This window comes from Halovibrio salipaludis, from assembly GCF_002286965.1.
Lineage (GTDB): Bacteria > Pseudomonadota > Gammaproteobacteria > Pseudomonadales > Oleiphilaceae > Halospina > Halospina salipaludis.
In genome coordinates this window covers 32,226-58,926 of the sequence record NZ_NSKD01000007.1, presented here as the reverse complement: position 1 = coordinate 58,926, position 26,701 = coordinate 32,226, and the positions used below count along the sequence as shown (strand labels likewise).

21 protein-coding genes and 1 tRNA gene are annotated in these 26,701 nt (G+C 60.8%); 11 read left to right on the top strand and 11 right to left on the bottom strand.

Annotated elements, in window-relative coordinates; genetic code table 11:
• The first annotated feature begins 2 nt into the window (after window positions 1–2).
• Together lpxB and rnhB are read left to right on the top strand one after the other, a co-directional pair.
• A complete protein-coding gene (gene lpxB / locus CK501_RS13315; RefSeq protein ID WP_095618235.1) occupies window positions 3–1,217 on the top strand; it encodes a lipid-A-disaccharide synthase in 1,215 nt (404 codons plus the stop codon).
• Entirely contained in the window at window positions 1,214–1,804 is a 591-nt protein-coding gene (gene rnhB / locus CK501_RS13310; protein ID WP_095618234.1) for a ribonuclease HII, read from the top strand. The genes lpxB and rnhB overlap by 4 nt, the downstream gene beginning before the upstream one ends.
• A 9-nt stretch (window positions 1,805–1,813) precedes the next feature.
• Here rnhB and CK501_RS13305 read toward each other — a convergent pair whose 3' ends face one another.
• Window positions 1,814–3,019, bottom strand: a complete 1,206-nt coding sequence (locus tag CK501_RS13305; protein ID WP_095618233.1) for a TraB/GumN family protein — start codon at window positions 3,017–3,019, stop codon at window positions 1,814–1,816.
• Window positions 3,020–3,189: 170 nt separating this feature from the next.
• Between CK501_RS13305 and CK501_RS13300 the strand changes: the two genes are divergently transcribed.
• The gene (locus CK501_RS13300) at window positions 3,190–4,248 is read left to right on the top strand and encodes an NAD(P)-dependent alcohol dehydrogenase (RefSeq protein WP_095618232.1); all 1,059 of its coding nucleotides are present in this window, start codon (window positions 3,190–3,192) and stop codon (window positions 4,246–4,248) included.
• Between the two features lie 26 nt (window positions 4,249–4,274).
• Here CK501_RS13300 and CK501_RS13295 read toward each other — a convergent pair whose 3' ends face one another.
• Window positions 4,275–5,387, bottom strand: a complete 1,113-nt coding sequence (locus CK501_RS13295; protein ID WP_095618231.1) for a CaiB/BaiF CoA transferase family protein — start codon at window positions 5,385–5,387, stop codon at window positions 4,275–4,277.
• A gap of 112 nt (window positions 5,388–5,499) precedes the next feature.
• On the opposite strand from CK501_RS13295, the gene CK501_RS13290 reads away from it, so the two are divergent.
• Window positions 5,500–6,510, top strand: a complete 1,011-nt coding sequence (locus CK501_RS13290; RefSeq protein WP_095618230.1) for an AraC family transcriptional regulator — start codon at window positions 5,500–5,502, stop codon at window positions 6,508–6,510.
• Here CK501_RS13290 and CK501_RS13285 read toward each other — a convergent pair.
• Entirely contained in the window at window positions 6,486–7,523 is a 1,038-nt protein-coding gene (locus tag CK501_RS13285) for a GGDEF domain-containing protein (RefSeq protein ID WP_095618229.1), read from the bottom strand. The two genes, CK501_RS13290 and CK501_RS13285, sit on opposite strands and share 25 nt — an antisense overlap.
• A gap of 432 nt (window positions 7,524–7,955) precedes the next feature.
• Between CK501_RS13285 and CK501_RS13280 the strand changes: the two genes are divergently transcribed.
• From CK501_RS13280 to CK501_RS13270, 3 genes are all read left to right on the top strand, one after another.
• Window positions 7,956–9,293 carry an outer membrane protein transport protein gene (locus CK501_RS13280; protein WP_095618228.1) on the top strand — a complete coding sequence of 446 codons (1,338 nt, stop codon included), beginning with the start codon at window positions 7,956–7,958 and terminating at the stop codon, window positions 9,291–9,293.
• Window positions 9,294–9,307: 14 nt separating this feature from the next.
• Window positions 9,308–12,640 (top strand): Ig-like domain-containing protein, encoded by a 3,333-nt coding sequence (locus CK501_RS13275; RefSeq protein ID WP_095618227.1) that lies wholly within the window; start codon window positions 9,308–9,310, stop codon window positions 12,638–12,640.
• A gap of 128 nt (window positions 12,641–12,768) precedes the next feature.
• Window positions 12,769–12,845 (top strand) — tRNA-Met (locus CK501_RS13270).
• Between the two features lie 132 nt (window positions 12,846–12,977).
• On the opposite strand, the gene CK501_RS13265 is transcribed toward CK501_RS13270, so the two are convergent.
• A complete protein-coding gene (locus CK501_RS13265) occupies window positions 12,978–13,877 on the bottom strand; it encodes a LysR family transcriptional regulator (protein ID WP_095618226.1) in 900 nt (299 codons plus the stop codon).
• 187 nt (window positions 13,878–14,064) lie between these two features.
• On the opposite strand from CK501_RS13265, the gene CK501_RS13260 reads away from it, so the two are divergent.
• Window positions 14,065–14,376, top strand: a complete 312-nt coding sequence (locus tag CK501_RS13260) for a hypothetical protein (RefSeq protein ID WP_095618225.1) — start codon at window positions 14,065–14,067, stop codon at window positions 14,374–14,376.
• A gap of 46 nt (window positions 14,377–14,422) precedes the next feature.
• Here the strand turns inward: CK501_RS13260 and CK501_RS13255 are convergent, their stop codons facing one another.
• The 6 genes from CK501_RS13255 to CK501_RS17110 all read right to left on the bottom strand — a co-directional run bounded on the left by CK501_RS13255 (window position 14,423) and on the right by CK501_RS17110 (window position 20,478).
• The gene (locus tag CK501_RS13255) at window positions 14,423–14,698 is read right to left on the bottom strand and encodes a helix-turn-helix domain-containing protein (protein ID WP_158223124.1); all 276 of its coding nucleotides are present in this window, start codon (window positions 14,696–14,698) and stop codon (window positions 14,423–14,425) included.
• Window positions 14,685–16,049 (bottom strand): type II toxin-antitoxin system HipA family toxin, encoded by a 1,365-nt coding sequence (locus CK501_RS13250; protein ID WP_095618223.1) that lies wholly within the window; start codon window positions 16,047–16,049, stop codon window positions 14,685–14,687. The genes CK501_RS13255 and CK501_RS13250 overlap by 14 nt, the downstream gene beginning before the upstream one ends.
• A gap of 221 nt (window positions 16,050–16,270) precedes the next feature.
• Window positions 16,271–17,782 (bottom strand): Na+/H+ antiporter NhaC, encoded by a 1,512-nt coding sequence (nhaC, locus tag CK501_RS13245; RefSeq protein WP_095618222.1) that lies wholly within the window; start codon window positions 17,780–17,782, stop codon window positions 16,271–16,273.
• A 246-nt stretch (window positions 17,783–18,028) separates the two neighbouring features.
• Entirely contained in the window at window positions 18,029–18,778 is a 750-nt protein-coding gene (locus CK501_RS13240) for a 5-oxoprolinase subunit PxpA (protein ID WP_095618221.1), read from the bottom strand.
• A gap of 93 nt (window positions 18,779–18,871) precedes the next feature.
• Window positions 18,872–20,353 carry a sodium:solute symporter family protein gene (locus CK501_RS13235; RefSeq protein WP_095618220.1) on the bottom strand — a complete coding sequence of 494 codons (1,482 nt, stop codon included), beginning with the start codon at window positions 20,351–20,353 and terminating at the stop codon, window positions 18,872–18,874.
• A gap of 2 nt (window positions 20,354–20,355) precedes the next feature.
• Entirely contained in the window at window positions 20,356–20,478 is a 123-nt protein-coding gene (locus tag CK501_RS17110; RefSeq protein WP_269844205.1) for a hypothetical protein, read from the bottom strand.
• Between the two features lie 230 nt (window positions 20,479–20,708).
• Between CK501_RS17110 and CK501_RS13230 the strand changes: the two genes are divergently transcribed.
• Window positions 20,709–21,593, top strand: coding sequence for a LysR family transcriptional regulator (locus CK501_RS13230; protein WP_095618219.1), 885 nt, complete (start codon window positions 20,709–20,711; stop codon window positions 21,591–21,593).
• Between the two features lie 5 nt (window positions 21,594–21,598).
• Here the strand turns inward: CK501_RS13230 and CK501_RS13225 are convergent, their stop codons facing one another.
• Window positions 21,599–22,807, bottom strand: a complete 1,209-nt coding sequence (locus CK501_RS13225; protein ID WP_095618218.1) for a M24 family metallopeptidase — start codon at window positions 22,805–22,807, stop codon at window positions 21,599–21,601.
• Between the two features lie 201 nt (window positions 22,808–23,008).
• On the opposite strand from CK501_RS13225, the gene CK501_RS13220 reads away from it, so the two are divergent.
• Both CK501_RS13220 and CK501_RS13215 read left to right on the top strand, forming a co-directional pair.
• The gene (locus tag CK501_RS13220; RefSeq protein WP_198949520.1) at window positions 23,009–25,204 is read left to right on the top strand and encodes a sensor domain-containing phosphodiesterase; all 2,196 of its coding nucleotides are present in this window, start codon (window positions 23,009–23,011) and stop codon (window positions 25,202–25,204) included.
• Between the two features lie 117 nt (window positions 25,205–25,321).
• Window positions 25,322–26,635, top strand: a complete 1,314-nt coding sequence (locus tag CK501_RS13215) for a sensor domain-containing diguanylate cyclase (protein ID WP_095618217.1) — start codon at window positions 25,322–25,324, stop codon at window positions 26,633–26,635.
• The last annotated feature ends 66 nt before the right edge of the window (window positions 26,636–26,701 follow it).

Sequence of the window (26,701 nt, the reverse complement as noted above, 5' to 3'; positions counted from 1 at the left end):
CCATGGAATCGTTGCTTTCCCGGGGCTCAGCCCCCGCGCCCGGCCCGGTCATTGTCCTGGTGGCGGGAGAGGTCTCGGGAGACCTTCTGGGCGCGGACCTCATTCTCAGCCTGAAACGCCATTTTCCCCATGCCCATTTTGTCGGTATCGGCGGTGAGCGCATGATGGCGGCCGGCCTCCAGTCCATCGTTCCCATGGAGCGGCTCTCCGTGATGGGGCTGGTGGAGGTGCTCGGGCGTATCCGGGAACTGTTCGATGTTCGGGCCCGGGTGCGCGAGTACTGCCTGAACAATCGGCCTGCCGCGCTGATCGGCATCGACTCGCCGGATTTCACCCTGGGGCTGGAGCGCCAGGTGCGGGAAGCCGGCATTCCCACAGTGCATTACGTGAGTCCCTCCGTCTGGGCCTGGCGGCGCGGGCGCCTGAAAGGCATTGCGAAATCAGTGGACCTGATGCTGACGCTGCTGCCGTTCGAGGCCAGCGTCTATCGGGACTACGGCATTCCGGTACGGTTCGTGGGCCACCCGATGGCCGACCAGATCCCCGAGGAACCAGACCGGCAGGCGGCCCGCAGGGAGCTGGACCTGCCCGAAGCCGGCCAGATGGTGGCGCTGCTGCCCGGCAGCCGGGGCAGTGAGGTGGGCGGCCTGGGTCCGCTGTTCCTGGAAACCGCCCAATGGCTGGCTGACGCCATGACGCCGGCGCCCACGTTCGTGATTCCCTGCATCAACCGTCAGCGCCGGGAACAGATCCAGGCGATGATCCGTGGGAACGAGGCCTGGCAGGCGCTGGACGTGCGGCTGGTGGACGGCCAGTCGCGCACTGTGATGACGGCCGCGGATGCCGTTCTTCTGGCTTCCGGCACCGCCACACTGGAGGCGGCCCTGCTCAAGCGGCCCATGGTGGTGGCTTACCGGGTGAACGCGCTGACCTTCTGGATCGCTTCACGCCTGGTCTATGTGGACCATGTGGCGCTGCCCAACCTGCTGGCCCCGGAACCGGTGGTCCCCGAGTTTCTGCAGGAGGATGCCACGGCGGAGGCCCTGGGTACGGCCCTGAAAACCCGGCTGACCGCGCCGGAGACCATTGAGCACGAACGAGCCATCTTTTCGGAAATCCACCGTCAGCTGCGCCGCAACGCCAGCGGCCGCGCCGCCGAATCCGTGGCCGCACTGATCCGTGGGGAACCCCTTCCCGAGGACCTGGAGAACACATGATCCTGGATGATGTAGCAGTACCCTATGAGGGGCTGTATCTGGCCGGCGTGGATGAAGTGGGCCGCGGGCCTCTTGCCGGCCCGGTGGTGACAGCGGCCGTGATCCTGGACCCGGACCATCCGGTGGAAGGGCTCAGGGACTCCAAGAAGCTCAGTGAACGCAAGCGCGAGGCCCTGTTTGGCGTCATCCAGGAGCGGGCCCTGAGCTGGGCGCTGGGGCGTTGCGAGGTGGCGGAGATCGACGAACTCAACATCCATGGCGCCACCATGCTGGCCATGGAGCGGGCAGTGGCCGCCCTGGCGCCACCAGCCGAATACGTTCTGGTGGACGGTCACCGCTGCCCGGACTGGCAGTGGCCCTCCTCGCCCGTGGTGAAGGGCGATGGCCGCGTGGATGCCATTGCGGCCGCCAGTATCCTGGCCAAGGTCACCCGGGACCGGGAAATGGTCGAGCTGGACCAGCAGTATCCGGGGTATGGCCTGGCCGGGCACAAGGGCTACCCCACCAAGGTTCACATCGAGGCATTGCATGCCCAGGGCCCGAGCCCGGTGCACCGGCGCTCCTTCTCGCCCGTCAGCAAGCTCTGAGGGGCGCGTTCAGCCCCCGACCAGCTGATCAAAGATCCGGAAACCGGCGATGTAGGTGCCGGCCGCCGACCCCACCGAGGAAAGGATGAAGATCAGCAGGGTGCGCGAGACCCGGTTGCGCCACCAGCCCTTCATCTCAGCCACATCGTGGCGAAGGTTCGAGAAATCCGCCACCTTGGGCCGGCGCAGAAGAAGTTCCACGCCCGCCGCCACAAAACCCGCGCCCACCGTCGGATTGAGCGAGGTCAGTGGGGCCGCCAGGAAGGTCGCCACAATGGTCAGCGGGTGGGCCAGGGCAATGGCGGAACCCAGTGCCGAAAGCGCGCCATTGATCAGGAACCACTCCGAGACAAGCTTGACACCCAGTTCCGTATCCCGGCTGAAACCGATCACGAAACCGGCAATCACCAGAGCCGCCACGACCCAGGGCAGGTAGCGCAGGAAGCGCCCGCTGGGGGGCACCTGCTCCAGGCTTTCACGCTCTGAAACCGGGTCGGCTGCGGGCTCGCCCTCAAGGTGGCTGCTCAGCCCCTTCAGGTGGCCGGCACCGATGACCACAAGCACATTGTTGTAACCCTTGCCGGCCATGGACTCCATCAGTCTCAGGGCCATGTAGCGGTCACGTTCGGAAATCAGTGGCCGGTAGAGCTGCTCGGACTGTTCCGCGAACTCGGCAAAGGTGGATTCCAGTACGTCGCCTTCCTTGAGCTGTTCAATGCTTTCCGGGCTGACCGTCTCCCGGGTGAGCAGGCTGGCGAACAGGCCACTGCCCAGCTGCATGCGCTGCCACCAGGACACGCCGCGCCAGACCCGGCGCAGGGTGGTGCCGATGTCGCGGTCGATCATGGTCACGGGCAGCCCGGAAGCCTGGGCCTCGCGCAGGGCCGCCTTCATCTCCGCGCCCGGCTCGATGCCGGACTGGTCCGCGACCCGCTGCTGGAAGGCGCCCATGGCCAGATGCGCCGCTACCATGCCTGCCTGGCCGTTGCGCAGCACCTCGAAAAGGTCCATTTTCGCCATCCGGTCCGGATCGGCCAGGTTCTGGTAGCGGGAATCGCACAGCTCCAGCGCCACGGCATCGTAGCCGCCGGAGCGGATCAGTTCCGAGACTTCATCCGCCGAGGCTTTCGACACATGAGCCGTGCCCACAATGGTGAAGGTGGTTCCGGCATGCTCAACAACGGCGCGCGGGCCCTGATGATCCTGTTCGCCCATGGGCAGCGTACTCACTTGGACAAAGTCGCGATTGTCACCTGTAGGAGCCTGCCCCGCAAGCGAATCAGGGCCTATAGCGTACCTGTGACGGGTTTGACGGGCCGGTGGGGTGGGGCGCATTATCGCGGCGTGATTGATATCACACTAATTGAAAACGAGGAGCGATAGTCATGGCCAATACCAAAGCCTACGCCGCCACGGCACCGGATTCCGGTCTTGCACCCCACGGCATTGATCGCCGGGAGCTGAGAGCGGATGACGTTGCCATCGAGATCGACTATTGCGGGGTCTGCCACACGGACATCCACTTCGCCCAGAATGACTGGGGGATCACCAAGTACCCGCTGGTGCCCGGGCATGAGATTGTCGGTCGTGTCACGGCCGTTGGCGACCAGGTCAAGGGTTACTCCGTGGGTGACCGCGTGGGCGTGGGCTGCATGGTGGATTCCTGCCGTGAATGCGAGGCCTGTAAGGATGGACTGGAACAGTACTGCCTTCAGGGCATGACCCCCACCTACAACGGCGAGGACCGCCATGACGGCTCCATTACCTTTGGCGGCTACTCTGAGAAGGTGGTCGTGAGCGAACACTTTGTGGTGAGCATCCCGGAGAAGCTGGAAATGGCCCACGCAGCGCCCCTGCTGTGCGCCGGCATCACCACCTATTCCCCGCTGCGCCACTATGGCGTGAAGCCCGGCCACAGGGTGGGCGTGATCGGTATGGGCGGCCTTGGCCACATGGGCGTGAAATTCGCCCGGGCACTGGGCGCCGAGGTCACCATCTTCACCCGTTCCGAGAGCAAGGTCGCGGAAGCGAAGCACCAGGGGGCTCATCACGTCATCGTTTCCACGGATGAACAGCAGATGAAGGATGCGGCAGAGAGCTTCGATTTCATGCTCGACACCGTTCCTGTGCAGCACGACCTCAACCCCTACCTGAACTGCCTCAAGTACGACGGAACCCACATCCTGGTGGGGCTTCTGGAACCGGTGGACCCTGCCGTGAATGCCGGCGCCCTGGTGGGCAAACGCCGCGTCCTCGCCGGGTCACTGATCGGTGGTATGCCGGAGACCCAGGAGATGCTGGATTTCTGCGCCGAGCATGATGTGCGCTGCGATATCGAGATGCTCGATATGCAGCACATCAACGAGGCGTACGAGAAGGTGAAGAAGGGCGAGGTCAAGTACCGGTATGTGATCGATATGGACAGCCTGAAGCAGGCGGGCTGACGCCGTAGGAGCAGCCATGGCTGCTCCTACGGGTTATCCGCTCCGAGGGGCCGCCCGATGAAGGCGCTTGCGCACGGCGTGGTGCTGAACTTCAGTGGGTGGCCGGGCTGCTTCTGGGTGGTGCCGTCCCCCCGGTCCACCTCGATCACCATATGCCGGGCCTGGATCTGGGGGTGCTCTGTGGCTTCTCTCAGGGTCAGGACCGGCTCCACGCAGGCATCCTGCTCACTGAAGATCGCCTGCCATTGCGCCAGTGTCTTCCCTGCTATGGCTTCCCGGAGTGCGCTCTTGAGCGCTTTCTGGTCCTCAGGTTTCGGGCTCAGCCCCTTGGCGGCCAGTTCCGGCTCGCCGATCACGCTGAACAGCTGCTTCGCGAACGGCGGCTCCAGGCTGCCGACCGAGAGCCAGCGTCCGTCCGCGGTCCGGTAGTAGTCGTAGAAGGCACCGCCGTTGAGCATGCCACCTTCCGGCTCAGGTTCCTCGCCGGCGGCCAGCCAGGCGGCGCCAGCCATGGCGTTCATGGCGAAGGCGGCATCGGTCATGCTGATGTCCACGTGCTGGCCCTCGCCGCTCTGGCGCTGGTGCGTGACCGCCGCCAGTATGCCCATGACCGCGTGGTGCGAGCCGCCAGCCACATCCGCCACCTGGATGCCCAGCGGTGGCGGCCCGGTCTCCGCGCGGCCGCTGTAACTGGCCACGCCGGAAAGCGCCAGATAGTTGATGTCGTGCCCGGCCCGGTCCCGGTAGGGGCCGGTCTGGCCGTAACCGGTGATGCTGCAGTAGACCAGCCCCGGATGCAGGGCGCTCAGGCTGTCATAGTCCAGTCCGAAGCGTGCCATCACCCCGGGGCGGAACTGCTCCACCAGCACATCGTACTCGTGAATCCGTTCCTTCACCCAGGCCACGGCCTCCGGCTCCTTGAGGTTCAGCGTCACGCTGCGCTTGCCGCGGTTGAGGTAGGCGTGCGCGGTGGAGACGCCACCGTCGTGGGGCGGGGTCATGCGCGTGAGATCCATACGCTCCGGTGATTCCACCCGCAGGACCTCGGCACCCATGTCCGCCAGCATCATGGTGGCGTAGGGGCCCGGGAGCAGGGTGGAGAAGTCGAGTACCTTCAGCGATGTAAGTGGTCCCGTCATCTGGGTTTTGTCCTCTCTTGCGGATGGCTCTACCATACGCACCTGTGAACAGGCGTCCACCGGCGCCGATGCTCAGATCCATTGACCAATCCGCTCACCGACACGGACGCCCATGGCACGCCTTACTGTCTCTGCCCACTTTGTAACCGCAGCCCTGGCCGGCGCCAGGCGCCAGGGGTATGACACCCATGCCATGATGCGTGAGGCGGGGATTGAGCCGGAGCTCATCGAGCAGGAACAGGCACGGGTGACCGGTAACCAGTACACCCGGCTGATGCAGGTGATCTGGGCCACCATGAAGGACGAGTTCATGGGCTTCGCCCCGGCACGCAGCCGCCCCGGGACCTTTGCGACCCTGTGCCAGCTGGTGATCCACTGCGACAATCTGGACTGTGTGCTGCGCCGTGCCAGCCACTTCTATGGCCTGTTCGAAACGGGCATCACCATGCCGCTGAGTATCCGTGGTGAAGAGGCCCTGATCACGCTCGAGACGGAAGCACCGCTCAGCGACGACAGCCACCGCTTTCTCCGGGAATCGCTGCTGGTGATCTGGCACCGGCTCAGCTCCTGGCTCATTGGCCAGGGCATACCGTTAACCCGGGTCAGCTTTGACTACCCGGAGCCGGCCCACAGCCATGAATACCGCGGCATCTTCCATGCGCCGATGCTGTTTGACCAGCCGCAGACCGGCTTGGCTTTCCCTGTGCGTTACCTGCAGGAGCCAGTGATCCGGGATGAGCTGGAGATGCGCCACTTCCTGATGACCTCGCCGGCGGACCTGATGGCGAGGCCTGATGACCGCAACAGCTACACCGCCCGTATCCGGGCCCTGATCGGGCGCGACTTCACCCAGCCCATACCGGATTTCGAGGCCATCGCCCAGCAGCTCAACACCAGCCCCCAGACCCTGCGCCGGCGACTGCGGGCGGAGAACACCTCGTTCCAGGAGATCAAGGACAACCTGCGGCGGGACATCGCCATTGTCCACCTCACGCGGGATCAGCTGTCCATCAACGAGATCGCGCACCGGGCCGGGTTCACTGAGACCTCGACTTTCCATCGGGCCTTCAAGAAGTGGACGGGGGTGACGCCCGGGGCCTATCGCTCGCGCTTCTGCTCGTAAAGGCGCTGGTCCGCGTGGCGCAGCAGGGCGCGTGAGTCGTCCAGGCCAGGCTGCTCGTTGCCCGCCACGCCCACGCTGAATGCCAGGGGAATCGAATGGCCCGCCCACTCGAGCGGCTCATCCGCCAGCCCCTGCTGCAGGCGGGTGGCGATGTGCGTGGCCGCCTGGACGCTCTGGTTGGGCAGGACCACCACGAATTCATCCCCGGCAAACCGGAAGACGCTGTCGTCCTCGCGCAGCTGGCGGCGCAGGCATTCGCCCAGGTGGCACAGGTAGGCATCGCCGCATTCATGGCCGTGCTCGTCATTGATCCGCTTGAAGCCGTCACAGTCAATGAACAGCAGTGACAGCGGCATCTGGTAACGGCGGGAACGGCTCAGCTCCTTCTGCAGGACTGTCTCCATCTCGCGGCGGTTGCGCAGACCGGTCAGGGAATCCCGGGTCGCGAGACGGCGAAGCTGTTCCCGGGCAAAAGCGGAATCCAGCCCCAGGGAGGCCTTGACCGCCAGCTGCTCCAGGAAGAACGCTCCCATATCCCGACTGTAGCGCCCTGCTGTGCGGGTCCCCAACACCAGGCCACCGGCCAGCCTTTCCTCAACCACCAGCGGCAGTATGGCCATGGACTGGATGCTGCTCTGCCAGGCGGGCGGGATCAGGTGCTGGCAGCTGCGGGTGTCCGGAATCAGTATGGGCTTCTGGCTGCTGCCGGTAAGGCGGAGGAAGTCCGCAGCGGGTGCGTTCACGCGCAGGCTCAGGGCACCGTCCTCGCTCAGCATCTCCCATAGTGGCTGGTTGGCCTCCACGTCCGTCAGGACCAGCCAGACCTCATCCAGGTCAAAGCGATCGCGCACGCGGTCCACCAGCCGGTCCAGAAAGGCAGCGCAGTCGCGACACCCCATGATCTCCCGCTCAATCTCAAACAGGTTACGTGCGATGCGCTCATTGCGGCGGGCATGCTCGAGCAGGGACTCGAGGGAGATGTCGTCAGGGTAGTGCTGGAAGGCTTCCGGCATGGCGGTTTGTCATCCCGCTGGCAGTGTGCTTTAAAGGCCCCGTGAACTCAGCGCTGAAGCCTACCATGGGTGGTTCGCGCCGTCAGTCCACCACGTCCCACGAAGCCTCCGCACGGGAACTCTGTTTTGTTGTGTGATCTGTGTCACGCAAGTGCCTCATTTAACAAAACGCAACGCTGGGCAACATTTGCGCAATGGCGTGCCCGCTGGGTTTAAGTTATTGATATTAGTCAAGGATAACCCGGCGGGACGGAAAGGACTGCCACATACTGCCTCCTTTGACGCAAACGGACGTCGGTTTGGCCAAAGTGTATGGGAGGGAGGGCTATAGAATTGCAAGTGTAACGAACTGTAAATGACCAATTGAATCACACTTCATAAAACGCGATCGCCTGGAATCAGGCTCGGATAACAAGAGCAGTAGGAGCCTCTATGCAGACCACGCACGGAACCGCACTTCGACGCCTCGCACTTGGCATTGCACTCGCAGGAGCCAGCGCGGGCACCCATGCCAGCATGGGCAACATTGGCACCAGCTACGGGATCTTCCCGGAAGACCTGGCCACCGCCCAGGCGCTGTCCATGTTCAATTCCCAGGTCTCAGCGAACTACTACAACCCGGCTGCGCTGGTGAAGGACGAGCGCGGGGAGCTGACCCAGGCGATCATGCACGCTGAACAGGAGCTGCGGGCGCAACGGCCGAACACCGACAGTGATGTGGTCTCTAATGACCCGAGTCAGAGCGTTCTTCTTGGTATGAAAACCAACGTTGCCTCGCTGCTCCAGTCCGGGCATCCGATCCATCTCGGCTTTATTGCCGGTGTGGAAAAATACGGCAAGGAGATGCTTGCGTTTGGGGCCGAGGCATCTGAGACAGGTCAGTACATGCGTTACGGACGTGAGCCGCTGTTTCTTTCCCTCGGCGCTGGCACCAAAATCTGGCGGGGCATCAGTCTAGGGGCCGCGTCCCGTATCACGCTTGATGCTACTGCGACCTTGAATGCTACCTCCACGCTCGCCGGAGAAACTGAGCAGGAGGAGCTCTCCGTGGAGGCGGAGCCCAATATCCGCTCCATTCTCGGGCTGACCCTGAACTGGGGAGATACCTTCTGCCCGGATAGCAGCTGCTTCCTCAGCGGTTTTGAAAGTGCGTTGAGCTTTCGAAACAGCTCCGCATCGTCCACGGCCGTTGAATCGAACATCATTGTAAAGCAGACCATTCCTGACCCAGGCCTGAGTCTCGCTGTATCCACCATTGATTCCTATCAGCCCGAAATCTACGCCTTTGGTACCCAGTACAAAGGGGATGGATGGCGTGCTGGCTTTACGGTGGAGAAACGTGAATGGTCCGGGCTGGAAGATGAGCTTGAGGCGGACACCATTAAGGATCAGGAGGATGCCTCCGGCAGCACCTCTCAGAAAGCGGAGTTTCAGGATACTGTAGTCCCCCGCATTGGGGCTGAAATGGACCTGTTTGGCCCTGTCAAACTGCTCGGCGGCCTAGCCTATGAGGAATCACCACTGACAAGCTCGCGCACCCCCAAGCTCAACTACATTGACAATGACCGCATCATTGCCGGGCTGGGGCTCAGCGCCACCTATGAACGGACACGTTTTCTGCGGTATCCGGTCCGGTTTGATATCGGTTACCAGTACCAGCAGCTGGAGGAGCGCGACTTCACCATTGAAGACAATGACGGCAACACACAGCCGGTCACTGCAGATGGCGAAATTCACGTCGTCAGTGGCTCCGTCACACTGAAGTTCTAAGCGGAGATCATGCCATGAAACAACAATATACCCTGGCTCTGATTCCCCTTCTGCTGCTTACGGGTTGCATGGGTGGTGAAGAGCAATCCGATGATATCGAAGTCTCAGCCTCGGGCTCGGGTGGTGATACCTACCTGAGTTATTCCTATCCAACTGATGGCCAGGCCGACGTCAGCCCCGAAGCTGAGGTAGTGATGCGGTTCTCCCATGCAATAGCGGATTCGGAAGGGGAGGCGACCAGCAAGATCCAGCTCCAGAAGGATGGCGAAAAAGACGTTCAGTATTCCCTGGAAAAAGTGGACGGCGGACGCAGCCTGGTGCTCACCCCGAATGGTGGGCTCGACGCCCAGTCAGACTACAGTGTGACCTTTGAAGGCGGTCCGCTCCTGGCGGCGGATGGTTCTTCGATCACTGAACCCAATGCCCAGGGCGAGCCCGGCATCCAGTTCTCAACCCGGAACCTGTATGACGGTCCCAATAACAGGGTTGAGGGCACGGACTCGTTCGAGGTCGCCTCTGCCGTGCCGCTGCCGGACAGCCAGAAGAGCGAGCCGGGTCAGTTTGGACCAATGAACTTTTCAACCTTCCGGCTCAGGACCACCCACCCGGTGCACCCGCAGTGGCGGGATAAAGGCGGTACCATTGAGCTCACTGACAGCAGCGGTGAGGCGGTTGATGCCAATGTCATCGTCCGGGGCAACAACATCAGCGTTGATCCCTGCGTGACAGAATCCCTTGCGGCGTGCGGCAGCCGGGATGATGTTCTGGAAGCGGGGGAAACCTACACCCTCAGCCTGGACAATGTGCCCAGCAAGACGGATGGTGACCAGCTCCTGAACCAGGAGTTCAAGTACACGCCCCGTGAAACCGGTCCGACCGTGGTGGCGGAACAGATCACCGTGGATTCCGGCCTGGCAAGTGGTGAGAGTGAGTCCCAGGCTACCAAGTCCATCCTGAATGGCCAGGTCATCAACGGGGTAACCCTGAACTCAGTGCTACAGGGTGTGACTGACACCTCCCAGCAGACAGGGTCTCTCTTCGCGGAGCTTGGCTACGCCCCCAGTTTCGGCTCGGACGAGCCGCTGCCGCTGCGCATTCCGCGTAACAGCGTCCTGCGCAGTACAAGCATTGATGTGAAGGTGGGTGGCGAGGTTCCGATCCTCAAGGCCCGTGAGGGCGATGGCAACTACGGGCCCCAGGAGACCACTGGTGACATCAAGGTCACCATGATCTCGGACGCCAACGGTTACCTCAGCCCCAACCCCTATACGGATAACGACAACGCGCCACGGCACGTCACGCTCTTCATGGACATTGCCATGAACACCGAGAGCGAGCAGCCGAACGCTGCGCTTTCCCAGGATCTGATGAGTGTTGAACTCCGTGGTATCGCCATGGTCCGGGATGGTGTGCTCACCATCGATGCGATTGGTGTTGTTGAGCCGGAACTGCTCGGCCAGGAGTACACCGACTCCACCATCGCCTTCAATCTGAAAGGCGATATCTCCGAGGATGCGCCCACGGATGCTGCTGACCTTCGGCCGGTGGACGATGAGGGGCCGAAGCTGTTGAGTTGGATGCCGGGCCCCGAGAACGCTGTCCCCGATACTCGTCAGGCCATGCAGCGCCCGGGTGATCCGGTGATCCTGAACTTCAATGAGCCTATTAGGGAGAGCTCTGTTGAGGAAGGTATTTCGCTGTATGCCAATAATTTTCCGGTTCAGGATTTCAGTACAAAGGTTGATGGCACAACCGTCACAATCAACCCGGAAGGTGGTCTGAAGCACGGTGTTGATTATAGGGTCGATATCACCAATAAGTTGACGGACCTAGCGGGCAATGGAAGGGCTATAGGGCCGCTTACCTTTTCGCTGCCCGCAATTGATGATGGCTCAGGGGTGACACCACGGTCTCCTATCGCTCTCACGACTTATCCCGGCTATCCATGTGAAACAACGCAAGATGCTGTGGATCTCGAAGAAGGGACGCACGGCCAGTGCTGGGACGCGGCACCCGATGGAGAAGCCGGTGATGTACTACCTGTGACAAAAATGCCGGCAGACCGACCAATTGTCGTCGTCTTCTCACAGTCCATGAACCGTGATTCCATCCGTCTTGGAGAGACCTTTATTGTCGAAAAGGTCTCCCAGTCCGATGTTGGGGGAACAATTGGTGAGGCTGAAACTGTCGAAGGCCGGCTGGAGAAGAACAACCAGAGGGTTCGTTTTTACCCAGACGAGCCGTGGGATGAAGACAGTTTCTACCGATACACCATGGTGTCTGCGGAAAGCGGTGACTGCAGCAATGTCATCTGCGGAGCGAATGGGCAGGCATTGCAGACAGATCTTCTTGAAGATCCGACTGACAATGGCGGCCAGCCTATGACTATCTATTTTGAGGGCGTGGCAAAACGGCAAGTTGAGGATGTGGATTGGTTGGAGTTTGAAGAAGGGGCAACCCGCCAGTCAGTGTTTACTCCTTTGAGAAATCTTCCTATTCGTGACGTCAACTCAAATTACGAGATCGATTGCGCCAGCCTTGATGGTACTGACTGCTTGGAGCCTTGGGATCACCTACCCAACGGCGAAGGAGGCTACAAGCCTTCAGCAAACGCGGCCAAGCTGCAGGTTGTTGGGCAGAAAGTTAATGGACTGTCTCTTTTGCCTTCCGGTGCGGCAGTTGGTTGCGCGGGGTACGATGAAGACACGCAATGTCCGGAAAAGAAGTTTATTTACCAGACTTATGGGCTCAATACTGAAGTAGTTGGGCCTGCGAAAGATCTGGAAACCGGCAAGCGTGGCGTGGGAGTGCTCCTTTATCCAACGATGCTTGCGACAACGTCAGCAAGTGTTTACTTGGAGGGCCTTGAAGTTCTTGGGGAGAGTGAGCAAGCAACTGGGCCTCAGTTACTCCGGATGCGTTACGCACAGGATAAGCCTAGCTGTACCAGTGATTGCAGCCGAACCAAGTTGATTCCGGGCATCATTGTGGAGGGGGATGACAATGGTTCGCCAGTTTTCAAGACAAAGGTGGACCTCGCCCTCGATGCGCCCGCGCTTGAGCCCTCTCTTGGGGCCTCGCATGACTTGTTCAGCAAGCCATTCCCACTCGAATTGAAAGGGGATATTACTTTCTTTGATGATGGCCGCATGCAGGTTGTGCAAAAAAATAGCAACCATCCTGAAATCAACGTCAATATAGATGCTCTTGAGATTGGAGATTTGCCGGGGATTGTTAGTTTTACAATTCCTTTAGAAATTCCTCGAGACGGTATCTACCTGAACTTCATATCCAATCCGGTAAAAGATTTACCTCAGCGGTTACGACAGACAGCATCTGAACAGTAACCAATCAGGCCAGCCTCCGGGCTGGCCTTTTTAGTGAAAATCGATTCCCAAGCCCTTGACGGGCGGGGCGCAATTCCATAGGATACGCACCACATCGACGGGCCAAGGCCCAGAGATGACAAAGCAGTTGCGGGGTGGAGCAGTCAGGTAGCTCGTCGGGCTCATAACCCGAAGGTCGTTGGTTCGAATCCAGCCCCCGCTACCAGATTCCTGAAAGGCAGATCAGTTACTTACTGATCTGCCTTTTTTCGTTTCAGGCCTCCCGATTTTCTCTGTGACACATATGTGACACCTGTGTGACGGAAGGGCTCTCCAGCCTGGAACTCGAACAGAGATCTCATGAGACATCCGGCCGGCACGCCTCCAGCACATGCTCAGCCAGTGCCCTGCTGGCCTCGCTGTGGCCTGGATGATTCACCAGCGCCACCTGGTAACCACCCAGTGGCGGCAGTGAGTCGTTGGTAAGGCGCTTTAGCGGTGGCCGGATCAGGCCTTTCGGGAAGGCTGTAATCGCAAGATCCGCCAGAATGGCCGCTTCCTGGCCGGAACAATAGTCGCAGGAGTAGGCGATTCGATAATCAACGCCAGCCCCATCCAGGGCGTTCAACGTGATTCTGCGCCATTCACACCCATGTTGGGCCAGGGTTACCGGCAGGGGCCTTTGTTCCACAGCAATCCCGTCCTCACGGCCGACCCATACCAGTGTTTCACTATGAATCACTTCCCTGTGCAAATCCTGTCGTGACTCACTTCCCATCACCAGCGCCAGATCAAGTTCGCCGTCATCCAGCTTTGCGAACAGGTCGATGCTGTGTCCAACCACAACATCGACCTGAACGGCCGGATGCGATCGGGCAAATTGGGATAACACATTGGGTAGGATGCGCCCCACGACGTCGTCAGTTATCCCGAATCCCACGCGCCCTTCCAGCGAGGGAGCCAGAAACTGGGTAACGGCTTCCGCATTCAGCTTGAGCAACCGCCGCCCGTAGCCCAGGAGCACTTCTCCCTCGGCGGTAAGGCGCACATGGCGCGCTTCGCGCACAAACAGGGATTGGCCCAACGTCTCTTCCAGACGTTTGATCTGCATGCTCAGTGCGGAAGGCGTTCGAAAGAGCTGTTGGGCTGCCCGGGTAAAACTACCGCTCTCCGCAATCGTGACAAAGGTGCGCAGTACCTCGCTATCCAGCAGCGGTAATGCGGCACGGCTGGATGGCCTGGTAGGCGGTTGGCTCATAACGCCCCACTTTTCAGAAAAACTTAACGCGGAGTTTAAAACTTTTTGTTTGAGTTATCCAAAATGAGGCGCCAGGCTAAGCAATTAGAGGTCGCGACTCTCGCACTTATTGAAGACTAACCGCATCTGCTTGGCAGGTGCCTGGTCCCTGCTGGCTGAACAGCAGGAATGCGAATGGAGGAACGCGATGAATGAGATGAGCCTGACCCAGCACTTCTGGCAAGCCTGGGAAAAAGCGAACGGATTGGCCCCGCCGCCCAAGCCGCGCCAGAGCGGATTCTACATGCCAGCTATGCCATCGATGGGGCTGATCAGGGCGCTGGATATGGGCTGGTGGCGCTGCCGTCGTCGTCTGCTGTTCCGCCGCCACATGCTGCCGTTACTGGCTTATGGCGACCAGATGGCATGTGAGACGGGCTATAGCCGCGACGATATTCTCTGGGCCAGCCAGCTCCCATTGAAGGTTGATGCCATTCATGCACTGGAAACCCTGACCTGACCAGGGAATCCATCAGGAGGTGGCCGGGCGCCCTTGCCTTGTGGGGTTATCGGAGTTGGATGGTCAGGCGGGCGCCCAGAACCCTCAGTACCCGCTGAACGGTATCCAGGGTCGCGTTTCCATTGTCGCGCTCAAGGCCGGAGAGCGTCGTCACGGAAATGCCGGCAAGCTGGGCCATCCGTTGCTGGGTAATGCCAGCCCAGTTCTGTCGCATCCGCTTGATGGCCTGGCCAAGAGTGATGGTGCCTTCCGCCAGTTGGCGTTCCAGCTCCTCCCGTTGGGCAATTCGGGTTTCCGGGTCGACAGCGCTAACTCTGGGCATCGGGCGCTCCTGCAAGCTCATTGATTACCGTGTCCACCAGCTCCAGGCGTACCCCTTGGTGGTCGAGCATGGCAGAGGGTGCGCCGTGTCCCGCCAGGCGGTTCCGAAGGTCTCTGGCGCTGTTAAGCGCTTGCTCCATCTGGTGGCGGGCGCTTTTGGCATCCATTGCGAGCGAGTCCAGTATGGCTGGATAGTTACCACGAGGGCCCGCGCGCCAGTCCCCATCCCAGGCCGAAGAGCGCGAAATACCTTCAGGGTCCAGAACCATTGGGGCCAGATCAAAAGCGGGTGCCATGCGAAAGTGACCTTCATCCTTGAGGAAAGCTGTGTTGCGACCATGATTATCCCGGTTGCCGATGGCTTCGTTGATAAGGTCGTTCAGAAGGTAGTCGACCAACATGCTGTCATCCCTGAAGCGTTCCATCAGCTTGCGGGCCACTTGGTTATGGGAAAGCGCGGCACCATCGCCGAGCATGCCCATGAGACTGTAGATAGACTCCATACCCAACCGCTGCACCCTGCTGCTGTCACCTGTTCTGCGATCAAAGCGCAGCAACCACAGGGCGGGCCCGTGCTCGCCCTCGGCCAGATGTGCCTTCTCGATAGAGCGAATGTGGGTCTGTGCCAGAGCCTGATAAACAGCGGCTTCACCTCGGAGAACGTCCTGGTCGCGTTGGTTGCGCCGCCCCCTTGCGAACTTGATGATCCAGTGCCGCACGGCCTGCGAGTCGCTACAGGTTCCCTCCATGTAGAAGAGCCCGTCCTCCGCTTCCGTGAGCATCAATTTGGGAGCATCGCCGCCGACACCGCTGGCGCTTCCAATTGCAAGATGGAGGTAGCGGGCGTGTTCAATCAGCTCATCCGCCCGGTTGTTTATCTCGTCCGCGCTGAATCCGCGTGCCTCACTGGTTTCCAGTCGTTGCTGGAATGACTCTGCTGCCTCCCGGATGCGGAGATTACCGATAGGTGTGATACACCCTTCTCTCAACAGAGGGATATCGGCCGATTGTTCAATATTCTCTGGATAGCCCAGGACACGTGCCAAGTGACGTCGGCCGGCCCCTTGGGGAATGATGTCGCGTAGAAAAGCCACAACATCTGAGCCGATGTAGTCTCCCAGAAAGGAGGCGGGCAGATTGATGGAGAGCGCCCGCTCATCGAACAACTCAAGGTGCTCGCCTGCGGGAAGGGGGCGTAAATCCAGCGCTTTGTCTACATAGCCTGAACGATAGGAGATTCTGATGTTATTGCTCAGCAGGCCCAGCTCCGGTTCGCTGAAAACGACATCCGCTGCATCGTGCCACTCATCCGCCCAGAAAGCCTGAAGCGTAAGTGATTGGTATTCAGACATTGGCTTCCTGTTTTTCAAGTAAACTGGCTAAAAGGTAGCATTAGATGCCTCTTTCTTCCAGTAAAGTTGAAAAATAGGGGGTCGGCTGAGCACTACCGGGCGCCCATACCCCCATCGATCCGGTACATGGACCCGGAAATAAAGCTGGACTCGTCGGACGCCAGGGGCATGGAGGGAAACCGGAAGCGGATTGCGCCGCTCCCGGTGGGGTTGGGCAGGGGTCAGTTCATCCGGTACACGCTGTTGCGTGTGCGCTGCACGTCCTTGTGGAACTGGTCCATGTCCATGATGTCCTCGTCATTCTCGATCCACTCCTGCTGTTCGTCCTCGCTGGCCTTGGGCGAGAACCAGCCGGTGTAGGCGTAGAGCACGCCGAACAGCGGTGAGAGCCAGCAGGCGAAGGCCAGCGGGATGTAGAGCAGGTCGGTCATGTCCGCCCCGGAGACGGTCAGCCCGAGCGAGGTGATCACCACGGCGCCGCCGGCGTTCCAGGGGATCAGCGGCGAGATCAGTGTGCCGCCTTCCTCGGTGGCGCGGGAGAGGTTGAGCATCGAGTACCCCTTGCCACGGTAGGCCGGGCCGAACATGCGCCCTGTCAGGGTGATGGCCAGGTAGGGGTCGCCGGCGATGATGTTGGTGGCCATGGAGCTGCCGATGGCGGAGGTCTGGAGACGCGGGAAGGTCAGTGCTCGGGTGACCAGCGCCTCGATGAGCACTTTCATGCAGCCGGTGCGCTCCAGGATGCCGCCGAAGGAAAGCGCGATCAGAAGCAGCGTGATCACCCAGGTCATCGATTGGATGCCGCCCCGGTTGAGCAGGTTGTCGATCTCGTTCACGCCGGTGCTGATCTCATAACCGGAGAAGGCGAAGGCGAACAGGTTCTGGATTGAGGCCCCCTGGAAGATCACGGCGGTCAGGCCACCCAGAAGCACGCCGGTGAACAGCACCGGCAGGGCGGGAAGGCGCTTGACGGCCATTGCGATCACCAGGATGACCGGCAGCACCGTCCACCAGGACAGGGTGAAGCTGCTGGAAAGCCCTTCGTTGATAGCGGCGATGCGCTCGAAGGACGCGGCCTGATCGTCAATCAGCCAGAACCCGGCAATGCCATAGAGCACCAGTGCGATCGCCATGGTTGGCAGGGTGGTGGGCAGCAGGTTGCGGATGTGGGAGAACAGGTAGACGCCCGTGACGGCCGGTGCCAGGTTGGTGGTGTCGGAAAGGGGCGAGAGCTTGTCACCGAAGAACGCGCCCGAGACCACGGCCGCCGCTGTCCAGTGGGCGGGCAGTCCGAAACCGGCCCCGATGCCCATCAGCGCCAGGCCCACGGTGCCCACGGTCCCCCAGGAGGTGCCCAGGGACACGGAGACCACGGCGCACAGGAGGGTCGCTGCGGCCAGGAAGATGGTCGGGTCCAGCAGTTCCAGACCGTAGAAGATCAGGGTCGGCACGGTGCCGCTGGCGATCCAGACACCGGTGATCATGCCCACCAGTATCAGGATACCCACCGCGGGCAGGCCCAGGCTCACCACCTGCAGCATGCCTTCTTCCATATCCTTCCAGCTCAGGCCGATGTAGCGGCCCATCAGGGCGGTTATGGCGATCCCCAGGACCAGGGGAACGTGCGGCGTGAAGGTATCGAATACAAACAACTGGATGCCCAGCACCACAAAGGTCAGTGCAATGGGCAGAAAGGCCAGGCCAAGACCTGGTTTTGGATCATCAGAGCTCATAGTACTTCTCCATGACGTTTATCCCGGCGTTGCGGCCAGGGTGTGAACGTTGCGGGACAATGAAGTTCTGGATCAGACAGGTAGTACGCCCCGTTTGGGGTGGCATACCTTATCAGGATAGGGAGCTAATAAAACCGCTTATGGATTTGAACTACTGATGCGTCCATAAGGAAAATAAATGGCGCCATTCACGCTGGGTGGTGCCGCAGGCACGGGGATGGTCGGGGGCCAGTCGGGGTGTCATCATCATGGCGCTGGCTGATGGATGGCGTCGCGGATGCGGCGGATGGCGGCGATGGAATCCGGGTTGTCGCCATGGACGCAGAGGGTATCCGCTTCCAGGATCAGTTCACCGCCGCCGCTGGTGGTGAGTGTTTCGCCCCGGGCGATCCGGCGGGCCTGCTCGATGATGGTTTCCGGGTCTGCGTGTACGGCACCGGGGTTGCTCCGGCTGAGCAGGTGGCCGTCATCGTCGTAGGCGCGGTCGGCAAAGGCTTCCAGCCAGAGGGGAACGCCGTGGGCGGCGGCCAGGGAGCGCACCGGGTGGTTGTCGCGGGTGGACAGGGTCATGAGCGCCACCCCCGGGTCGAACGCCTTAACCGCGCGCATGACCGCCGCCAGGATGTCATGGTTTTTCATCATGTCGTTGTAGAGCGCCCCGTGCGGTTTGACGTAATGCACATCAGTGCCCGCCGCCCGGCAGAAGGCGCTGAGGGCCCCGATCTGGTAGAGCACGAGGTTTTCGATCTCATCCGCTGAACAGGCCATGGAACGCCGCCCGAACCCCATGAGGTCGGGGTAGGCCGGGTGGGCGCCGATGGTCACGCCATGGCTCACCGCCAGCTGCACGGTTCGCCGCATGTGGTCCTGATCCGAGGCGTGGAAGCCACAGGCGACGTTGGCCAGATCCACCACCGGCATGACGGCCTCGTCCATCCCCATTGCCCAGGGGCCGAAGCTTTCACCCATGTCCGCGTTCAGTCGCAGTCCTGTCACGGTCGTTTCACCACCTCAGCGTTGAGAATCAGTGCGGTAACAGGCCAAGGATACTGCATTCCTGAGGGGGTGGGGAAAGCAGGAACCTCCGCCTCAGGTGGAGGAGGTTCCGGTGAGGTTCGTGGCGTCGGTTTCAGCGCCTGTGCGTGTGCGGTCGGTCAGCAGAGAGACCCCCACGTAACACGCGGACGATACGGCACATCCGGTCAGCGGGCCGATCAGCCAGCCCACCTCCATGAACAGCATCATGTAGCCGCTGGTGCAGAAGCCTACGATCATGGCCGTGAGCGCGCCCCAGCCGCTGCCCTGCCAGAAGGTGGAGATGAACACCGGGCCGATCATGCTGGCCATGAGCGTGCCGGAGCCCAGTATGCCCAGCCAGGAAAGCATGAAAGGCGGTGCGTAGAGCATCATCAGAAGACCCACAATCCCCAGGATCACCACCGCGATACGGTTGATGGTCAGCGCCCCGTGGTCACTGTGGTGCTCACCGAACAGCGCCAGGCGCAGGTCATGGGAGGTGGCCGAGGCCACGGTGTGCAGCAGGGAGTTGGCCGTGGACTTCATGGCGAACAGGATGAACAGCGTGATCAGCCCCTGGATGGCCGGGTGCATGAAGTGCTCCAGATACATCGGCATGGCCCGGTCCGGATCCTCCAGTTCAGGGAACTGCATGCGCATGTAGAGCCCGACGATCGGGATCAGGCTGAGCAGTGCCCCCAGGATCGCCACATAGACGCCGACCTTGTGGAACTTGATGCCCGGCTTCATGGCCAGGAAGCGGATGGCCATGTAGGGCAGCACCGCGGAGAACAGGAAGGCGTAGGGCAGGACCAGGAAGACGGTTCCCACGCTGTCACCGTAGTGTGCACCAGTGGTAGGGTTGAGCAGTTCCGGGTCGATGCTGTTGAGCGAGCTCTGCCAGGCGGTCAGGTCCACGCTGGTGAAGATCTGGATCATGATCAGCACAGCGGCCACGGCCATCCCGCAGACCATGACGGTATCCGTCCAGGCTACAGCCGCCAGGCCGCCAAGCATGGTGTAGATGATGATCACCGAGATCATCAGGGTGGCGCTGGTGCCCAGTTCGATATCGAGCCACTCGGCGCCCAGAAGGCCCACAGCCTTGATCTGGCTGGTCAGGAACACCAGCAGAAGCAGAATGGTGATGATGCCGGCCACGCCCTGGAGCACCCGCCCCATGGTGCCGCCACCGTGGCTCTGTGCCACGTATTCGGGAATGGTGTTGCTGCCCATCTCCAGGGCACGGCTCTGCAGGAAACGCGCAAAGTACAGTACGGCAATCATCATCGCGGGGGCGAAGAAGAAGTTCCCCAGAACCTCGATGGCGCCGAACTTGTAGGTGACCCCGGGGGAGCCGATGAACCCCCATCCACTGAAGCCGGTTGCTACAATGGTGCCCGCTGCCACAAAGGGCCCGAGTGAGCGCCCGGCTACCAGAAAGCCGCCTTCGGAGTCCTTGGTGATGTAGCGCGAGGTGAGGTAGCCGATGACGATGAGAAGAACAAAAGTGAGGGCCAGAAGCCCCCAGTTGAAGATCGTGTAAGGATCCATGGTCAACTCCGTGTTGAGGTGTTGGCCGGCTTCCTGTCCAGTTCACGTTTGACGAAGGTGGCGGCGGAATGCGCGAGCATCACGCCGGTGAGAATGGCGAATGTTGCAAGAACCCAAGAATTCATCTGTCACAACTCCTGTCGTTTCTGAAAGACATGCTTTTCTTTCGGGCGGCCGGAACTGCTGAAAAAGCGTCTTCCGGGCGCTCACCTGCCGGTGGCTGCCTTGGCAGCGCTTTTTAAGTAGTTCCACGTATGCCGGGTGCACACCTTACCAAGATGCGGCGCTAATAAAACCGGCTCTGGATTTGAACTCCTGATACCGCCATAACATGACCAAATGGGCATAGACACCGATGACCAACATACCGATCGACTTTCTGCGGACTTTCGTGACCATCAAGGATCTGGGAGGATTCACCCATGCGGGGGAGCTGCTGGGCCGTTCCCAGCCGGCCATCAGCCTCCAGATCAAGAAGCTGGAGTCCACGCTGGGTACGAATATCTTCTCACGCGGCAGCAACCTGGAGCTGACCGAGGATGGGGAGTACCTCTATGAAGCGGCCCAGCAGATCCTGCAGATCAATGATCAGGTGGTGGCCCGCATCAAGGGGGAGAACGTCTCGGGCCGGGTGCGGCTGGGGATTCCCAATGACTTTGAACTGGCCTTTCTGCCGCGGGCACTGCGGGAGCTGTCGAACATCTACCCCAACATCACGGTGGAGGTGGACAGCGACGTCAGCAAATCCATCCATCAGCGCTTCCAGCGCAACTATTACGACGTCTGCCTGGTGATGGAGCCCGAGGGAGGGGCGGCGCCTCTGGATGAGCAGGATCAGCGCGTGGATCAGCTGGCGTGGGTCGTGAACGACCCCAGCGTGGCGGAGGCGGATATTGTGCCACTGGTGACCTACCCGCAGGGCTGCATCTACCGGGCTATGATGGAGACAGCGCTTGAGGAGGCCGGGGTGCCGTATCGCATCGCGTACACCAGCCCCAGTCTTCTCGGGATCATGTCCGCCGTGGAGGAAGGGTTGGGTGTGACGGCCCTGGCGGCCTCAGTGGTACCGGCCAATGTAAGGGCTCATGAACAGACCGAGGTCCTGCCGCCGCTGGGAGCGGTGAGTGTGAGCCTGTACTACCGGCAGAATGAGCTGAACGTGGCCACCCAGCAGGTACTGGATTTCCTGCGTAGCGGGCTGGCGGAACTGTCCCCCGTGCCCGCACTGGGTGGCCGCTGAGGGGATCACTGCACGATGTTGTGCTCGGGGCCGTAGGGGAAGCGGGTGATGTTCTCCGCCCCGTGCTCGTTCACCACCAGGATGTCGTGCTCGCGGTAACCGCCGGCGCCCGGCATGCCTTCCGGGATCGTGATCATCGGCTCCATGGAAACCACCATGTTCGGCTCCAGCACGGTTTCGACATCCTCGCGCAGTTCCAGCCCCGCCTCGCGGCCGTAGTAGTGGCTGAGGGTGCCGAAGGAGTGGCCGTAGCCGAAGGAACGGTACTGCAGCAGATCGTGTTCCGCGTAGATCTTGTTGAGTTCGTGGGCGATGTCGCAGCAGCGCACGCCGGGGCGGATCAGTTCCTGGCCGCGTTCGTGTACCTGGCAGTTGATCCGCCACAGGCGCAGGTGCTCGTCGGAGGCATGGTCGCAGAACAGGGTGCGCTCCAGTGCGGTGTAGTAGCCGGAGATCATGGGGAAGGTATTCAGGCTCAGGATGTCGCCCTTCTGCACCCGCCGGCTGGTCACCGGGTTATGGGCGCCATCGGTGTTGATGCCGGACTGGAACCAGACCCAGGTATCCATCAGGTCCGTGTGCGGGTAAGTCCGGGCGATCTCGCGCACCATGGCCTGCTCGCCGGCCAGTGCCACCTCGTATTCGGGAACCCCTGCGGCGATGGCGTCGCGGACTGCTGAGCCGCCCAGATCCGCGATGCGCGCGCCCTGTTTGATCAGCGCAATCTCCTCCTGGGATTTGAGCATCCGCATCTGCATGGTGGGCACGCCGATGTCCACGAGTTCAGTCTTTCCGAGCGCGTCCTGGAATTTGGTGTGGTTCTGCAGGGTGACGTGGTCGTACTCGATGCCCACGCGCCGGCATCCGCCGCACAGCTCCCGGATGGCCTTGAAGAAATTGTCCTTCTGCCAGTCGGTGTAGATGATGTTGTCGCCCAGCTGGTTGCGCCGGTAGGGCTGGCCGCCGTCGATGTTGGCGGTGACGGTGGTGTAGCGCTCCTGGGTGACCACCAGCCCGTAGTCCCGCCCGAACCGGCAGTACACGAAGTCACTGAAGTAGTTGATGTTGTGGTAGGACGTCAGGACAACGGCGTCCACATCATTCTCGGCCATGTGCTTTCGCAGCTTGCCGAGGCGCCGTTGCAGTTCATCAATGGAAAAGGTGGGCGTTACCTTTTCACCGTTGGGGATCTCGATCAGTGATGGCAGTTCCATGGAAGCACTCCGTGTTCATTGCTTGCAGGCGGAGCGGAACACTATCTTTGCATGGAGCGCCACAGGCAAATGAGTAGTTCAAATGGTGGTATTGGTATCGGAAATGCGCCGGTGGACAGTAACAATTGAATGTTGAGGATTATCAACTACAACCTACAGTAAGGAGAAAAAACGTCCCTAAAAACTGCCCGGATTCCATCAATGATCTCTCAGCAGCCCCTCATCCATACCCAGCAACGCATTCACCGGATGATCGCCGAGCACCAACCCCTGGCTGACGTGCTAGGGGAGATTGCCCGCTTTGCGGAGCAGATGCTGCCCCGAGCGCTGGTGTCGCTCATGCAGTACGATCCACAGAGTCACACTATAGGGTTGGTGCCTGGAGGCAGGTTTTCGGAGCGTTTCACCCAGGCCATGCAGGGGGTTCCGGTGGCCCCCGACGTGGGCGCCTGCGGCAGTGCCGCCTGGTATCGGGAGCTTGTGGTGACGGAGGATATCGGCGCTGATCCGCGCTGGGAGGGGTTCCGCGATGTGGCATTGGCGGAGGGGCTGCAGGCGTGCTGGTCTGTACCCATTATGTCCGCCTCGGACGGGGAGCTGCTGGGGACATTCGCCACCTATTACCGCCAGGCCGTCTCGCCTTCAAGCGCGGATCTCTTCAATCTCCAGCAGGCGGCCGCCCTGGCGGCGCTGGCTATTGTGAGGAATCGCGACTGGCACCGTTACCAGGATCTGACAGCCCGTTATCAATCCCTGTATGAGCACCATCCGGATGGCGTCTATGAATTCGATCTGGACGGCTATCTGAGGCGGGGTAACGCGGCATTCGCCCGCATTACCGGCTACTCAAAGGCGGAGTACGCGGGGCACCATTTCAATGAGTTCGTGGCGGAGCCGTTCCAGAAAAAGACCCGAGAGGCATTTGCTCAGGCCCGTTCCGGAGGCCATGTCACCTATCAGACGCGGGGCGTGTTTTCCACTGGGGAACCCTACGATCTTGAGGTGACCAATTTCCCGATCCAGGTGGAGGGGGAGATTGTCGGGGTCTTTGGCGTCTGCCGGGATATCTCCCTCCGCAAGGAGCATGAGCGGCTGATTGCGTTCCATAACAGCTACGATGCCGTAACCGGGCTCGTTAACCGGGTGGTTTTTGAGGAGCAACTGCTGCACGCCCTGCATGAGCGCCGCCGCGAAGGGCGGGCTGTTGCAGTGATGTATCTGGACCTGGATGGCTTCAAACCCATCAACGAAGGGTTCGGACACCGTGTTGGGAACACGCTGCTGCAGCGGGTGGCGGAGCGTCTCCAGAAGCTTCTGGGAGAGGACTGCGTACTCTCACGGCTTGTGGCTGACGAGTTTGTTGTGCTGCTGCCAGAGGTTGAAGAGCCGGCGATGGTGGAGCGCAGGGCGGAGGCGATACTCTCAGCACTGGAGGACCCCTTTGAGGTTGAGGGGCATGCGATGCATCTCAGCGCCAGCGCCGGCCTGGCCATGGATGATGGCGAATCCGAGGCGCCCATTCTCATCCAGCATGCGGACATTGCCATGGAGGTGGCGAAGAGTCGGGGTATGAATACCTGGCACTGGTATGAGCAGGAGCGCCGCCCTGCCACACAGGACGAGATTATTCTGCGCCATGACCTGCGTCTGGCAATGGAGCGCAATGAGCTGGAGCTGCATTATCAGCCAGTGATTGATGCGGTGAGCGGTTCCTGGCGTGGAGTGGAGGCGCTGGTGCGCTGGCACCATCCGCAGCGGGGAATGATATCGCCGGGGGTGTTCATTCCCCTTGCTGAGCAGACGGGCCAGATCATCGAGGTTGGCCGCTGGGTACTCAGGCGCGCGTGCGAGGATGGCATGCAGCGCTGGCGGGAAGGCCACCGGGTGGTTCCGGTGGCGGTGAACATTTCCACTCTGCAGTTCCGGCGCCGTAACTTTGTGGAAGAGGTCCGGGCCATTCTGGCGGAAACCGGACTGCCGGGCCATCTGCTGGAACTGGAAGTGACCGAGGGGGTGCTTATGGAAAACGCCCAGGAGACCATCGAGCTGATGAAGCAGCTCAGGGAGCTGGGCGTGACGGTCTCCATTGATGACTTCGGCACCGGCTACTCCAGCCTGCGCTACCTCCGGGACCTGCCCGCCAGCAAGGTCAAACTCGACATTTCCTTCATTCGGGATATTCTCACCAACCCCGACAACATGGCGATCGTTCAGGGCATCATTACCATGGCTCACCATATGCAGTTGAAGGTGGTGGCCGAAGGGGTTGAAACCGAGGCGCAGCGCGACGACCTCATCGCCCGCGGCTGCGATCTTCTTCAGGGATTCCTGTTCTCCAGGGCCCTGCCTGTTGCCGAGCTGGCATCCCTGCCCACCCGCTTTCCTGATCGCAGCTGAACAATGTGCATCCGCAATTGTTTCATTGTGCTACATTACGTATTATCCACACTTTAACAGGGCTGTGGCTGGCGTACATTGACGATGTCTGGTCGGTGCGAGCTACTGGAGTGACGTATGGGGCAGCCCCCAGTTTCTGGCGATCGGGTTTCCGCGCTCGAAACCATCATTGATGTTGCTGAACTTGGAACCTGGATCTGGAACGTGCAGACCGGTGAGACCGAGTTCAACGACTATTGGGCCAGAATGCTGGGTTACACCCTGGAGGAGCTTGGGCCCACATCCATCGATACATGGCTGCACTTTCTCAGTGAAGAGGATCACCCGGTCTCGGAACAGGCATTGAAGGCGCACTTTGAGGGCCATGCCTCCGTCTATGACTGCGAAGTGCGTGTGCGCCACCGGGATGGCCGCCTGATCTGGATCCGGGATTTCGGCCGGGTGGTCAGCTGGACACCGGATGGTCAGCCCGAGTGGGTCAGCGGGGCCCACCTGGACATCACCTCCCACAAGGACCTCGAGCAGAGCTTACGCGAAGAATCAGAGGCTAACCGCGAACTGATCCAGACCCTCGAGAGGGCCCAGGAAATCGGTAATCTCGGCTACTGGAAGGCGAGTCTGGGTGAGGGGGTTCTTTACTGGTCGGAAAAAGTCTTCGAGATTTTCGGGGTATCCAGTGACCGGTTCACTCCCTCTGTGGATGCCTTCCGGACCTTTGTCCATCCCGAGGATCTGGCGTTTGTTGATGCGAGGGAGGTGCAGGCAAGGCAGACTGGCCTCTTTGATGTTGAGCATCGCGTTGTTCGTCCGGATGGCTCGGTGCGATGGGTTCATGCGCGCGGGGATTACACGTCTGCCGGGGATGACCGGATTTTCATCGGTACGGTCAGGGACATCACTGAGCAGAAGGAGCAGGAGGATCGCCTTCGTGAACTCTCTTTCACGGATCCACTGACCCAGATTCCCAATCGACGGGTTTTCATGGAGCGGCTGAACGAGAGCTATGAGCTTTTCAACCGTCGCAACATCCCGGCAGCGGTGGTCATGATCGATATTGACCATTTCAAGACCGTTAACGATACCTATGGTCACGGGGCGGGGGATGAGATGATCCGGCACGTGGCACACACACTGGCTGAACGTGTCCGGGAGAGCGACGTGCCCTGCCGTCTTGGCGGCGAAGAGTTCGGCCTGCTGCTCCCGGGAACGGTGATTGATGAGGCTATGGATCTCGCGGAGCGCCTGCGACTGGAAATTGCGGGGTACACCTGCACAACAAGCCGGGGCGAGACGCTCCAGGTGACGCTCAGCGCGGGTGTCAGTCGTTTCGAAAAAGAGGATACCCACCCTGAACAGGCCCTGCAGCGAGCTGATGCGGCGCTTTACCGGAGCAAGGCGACTGGCCGTAACCGGGTTATCAAGGGTGTATGAATCGGGCCATATAGAGCAAAAACTCTAACTCTGGTGGACAATCACGCAGGCGATGGTGTATCACGG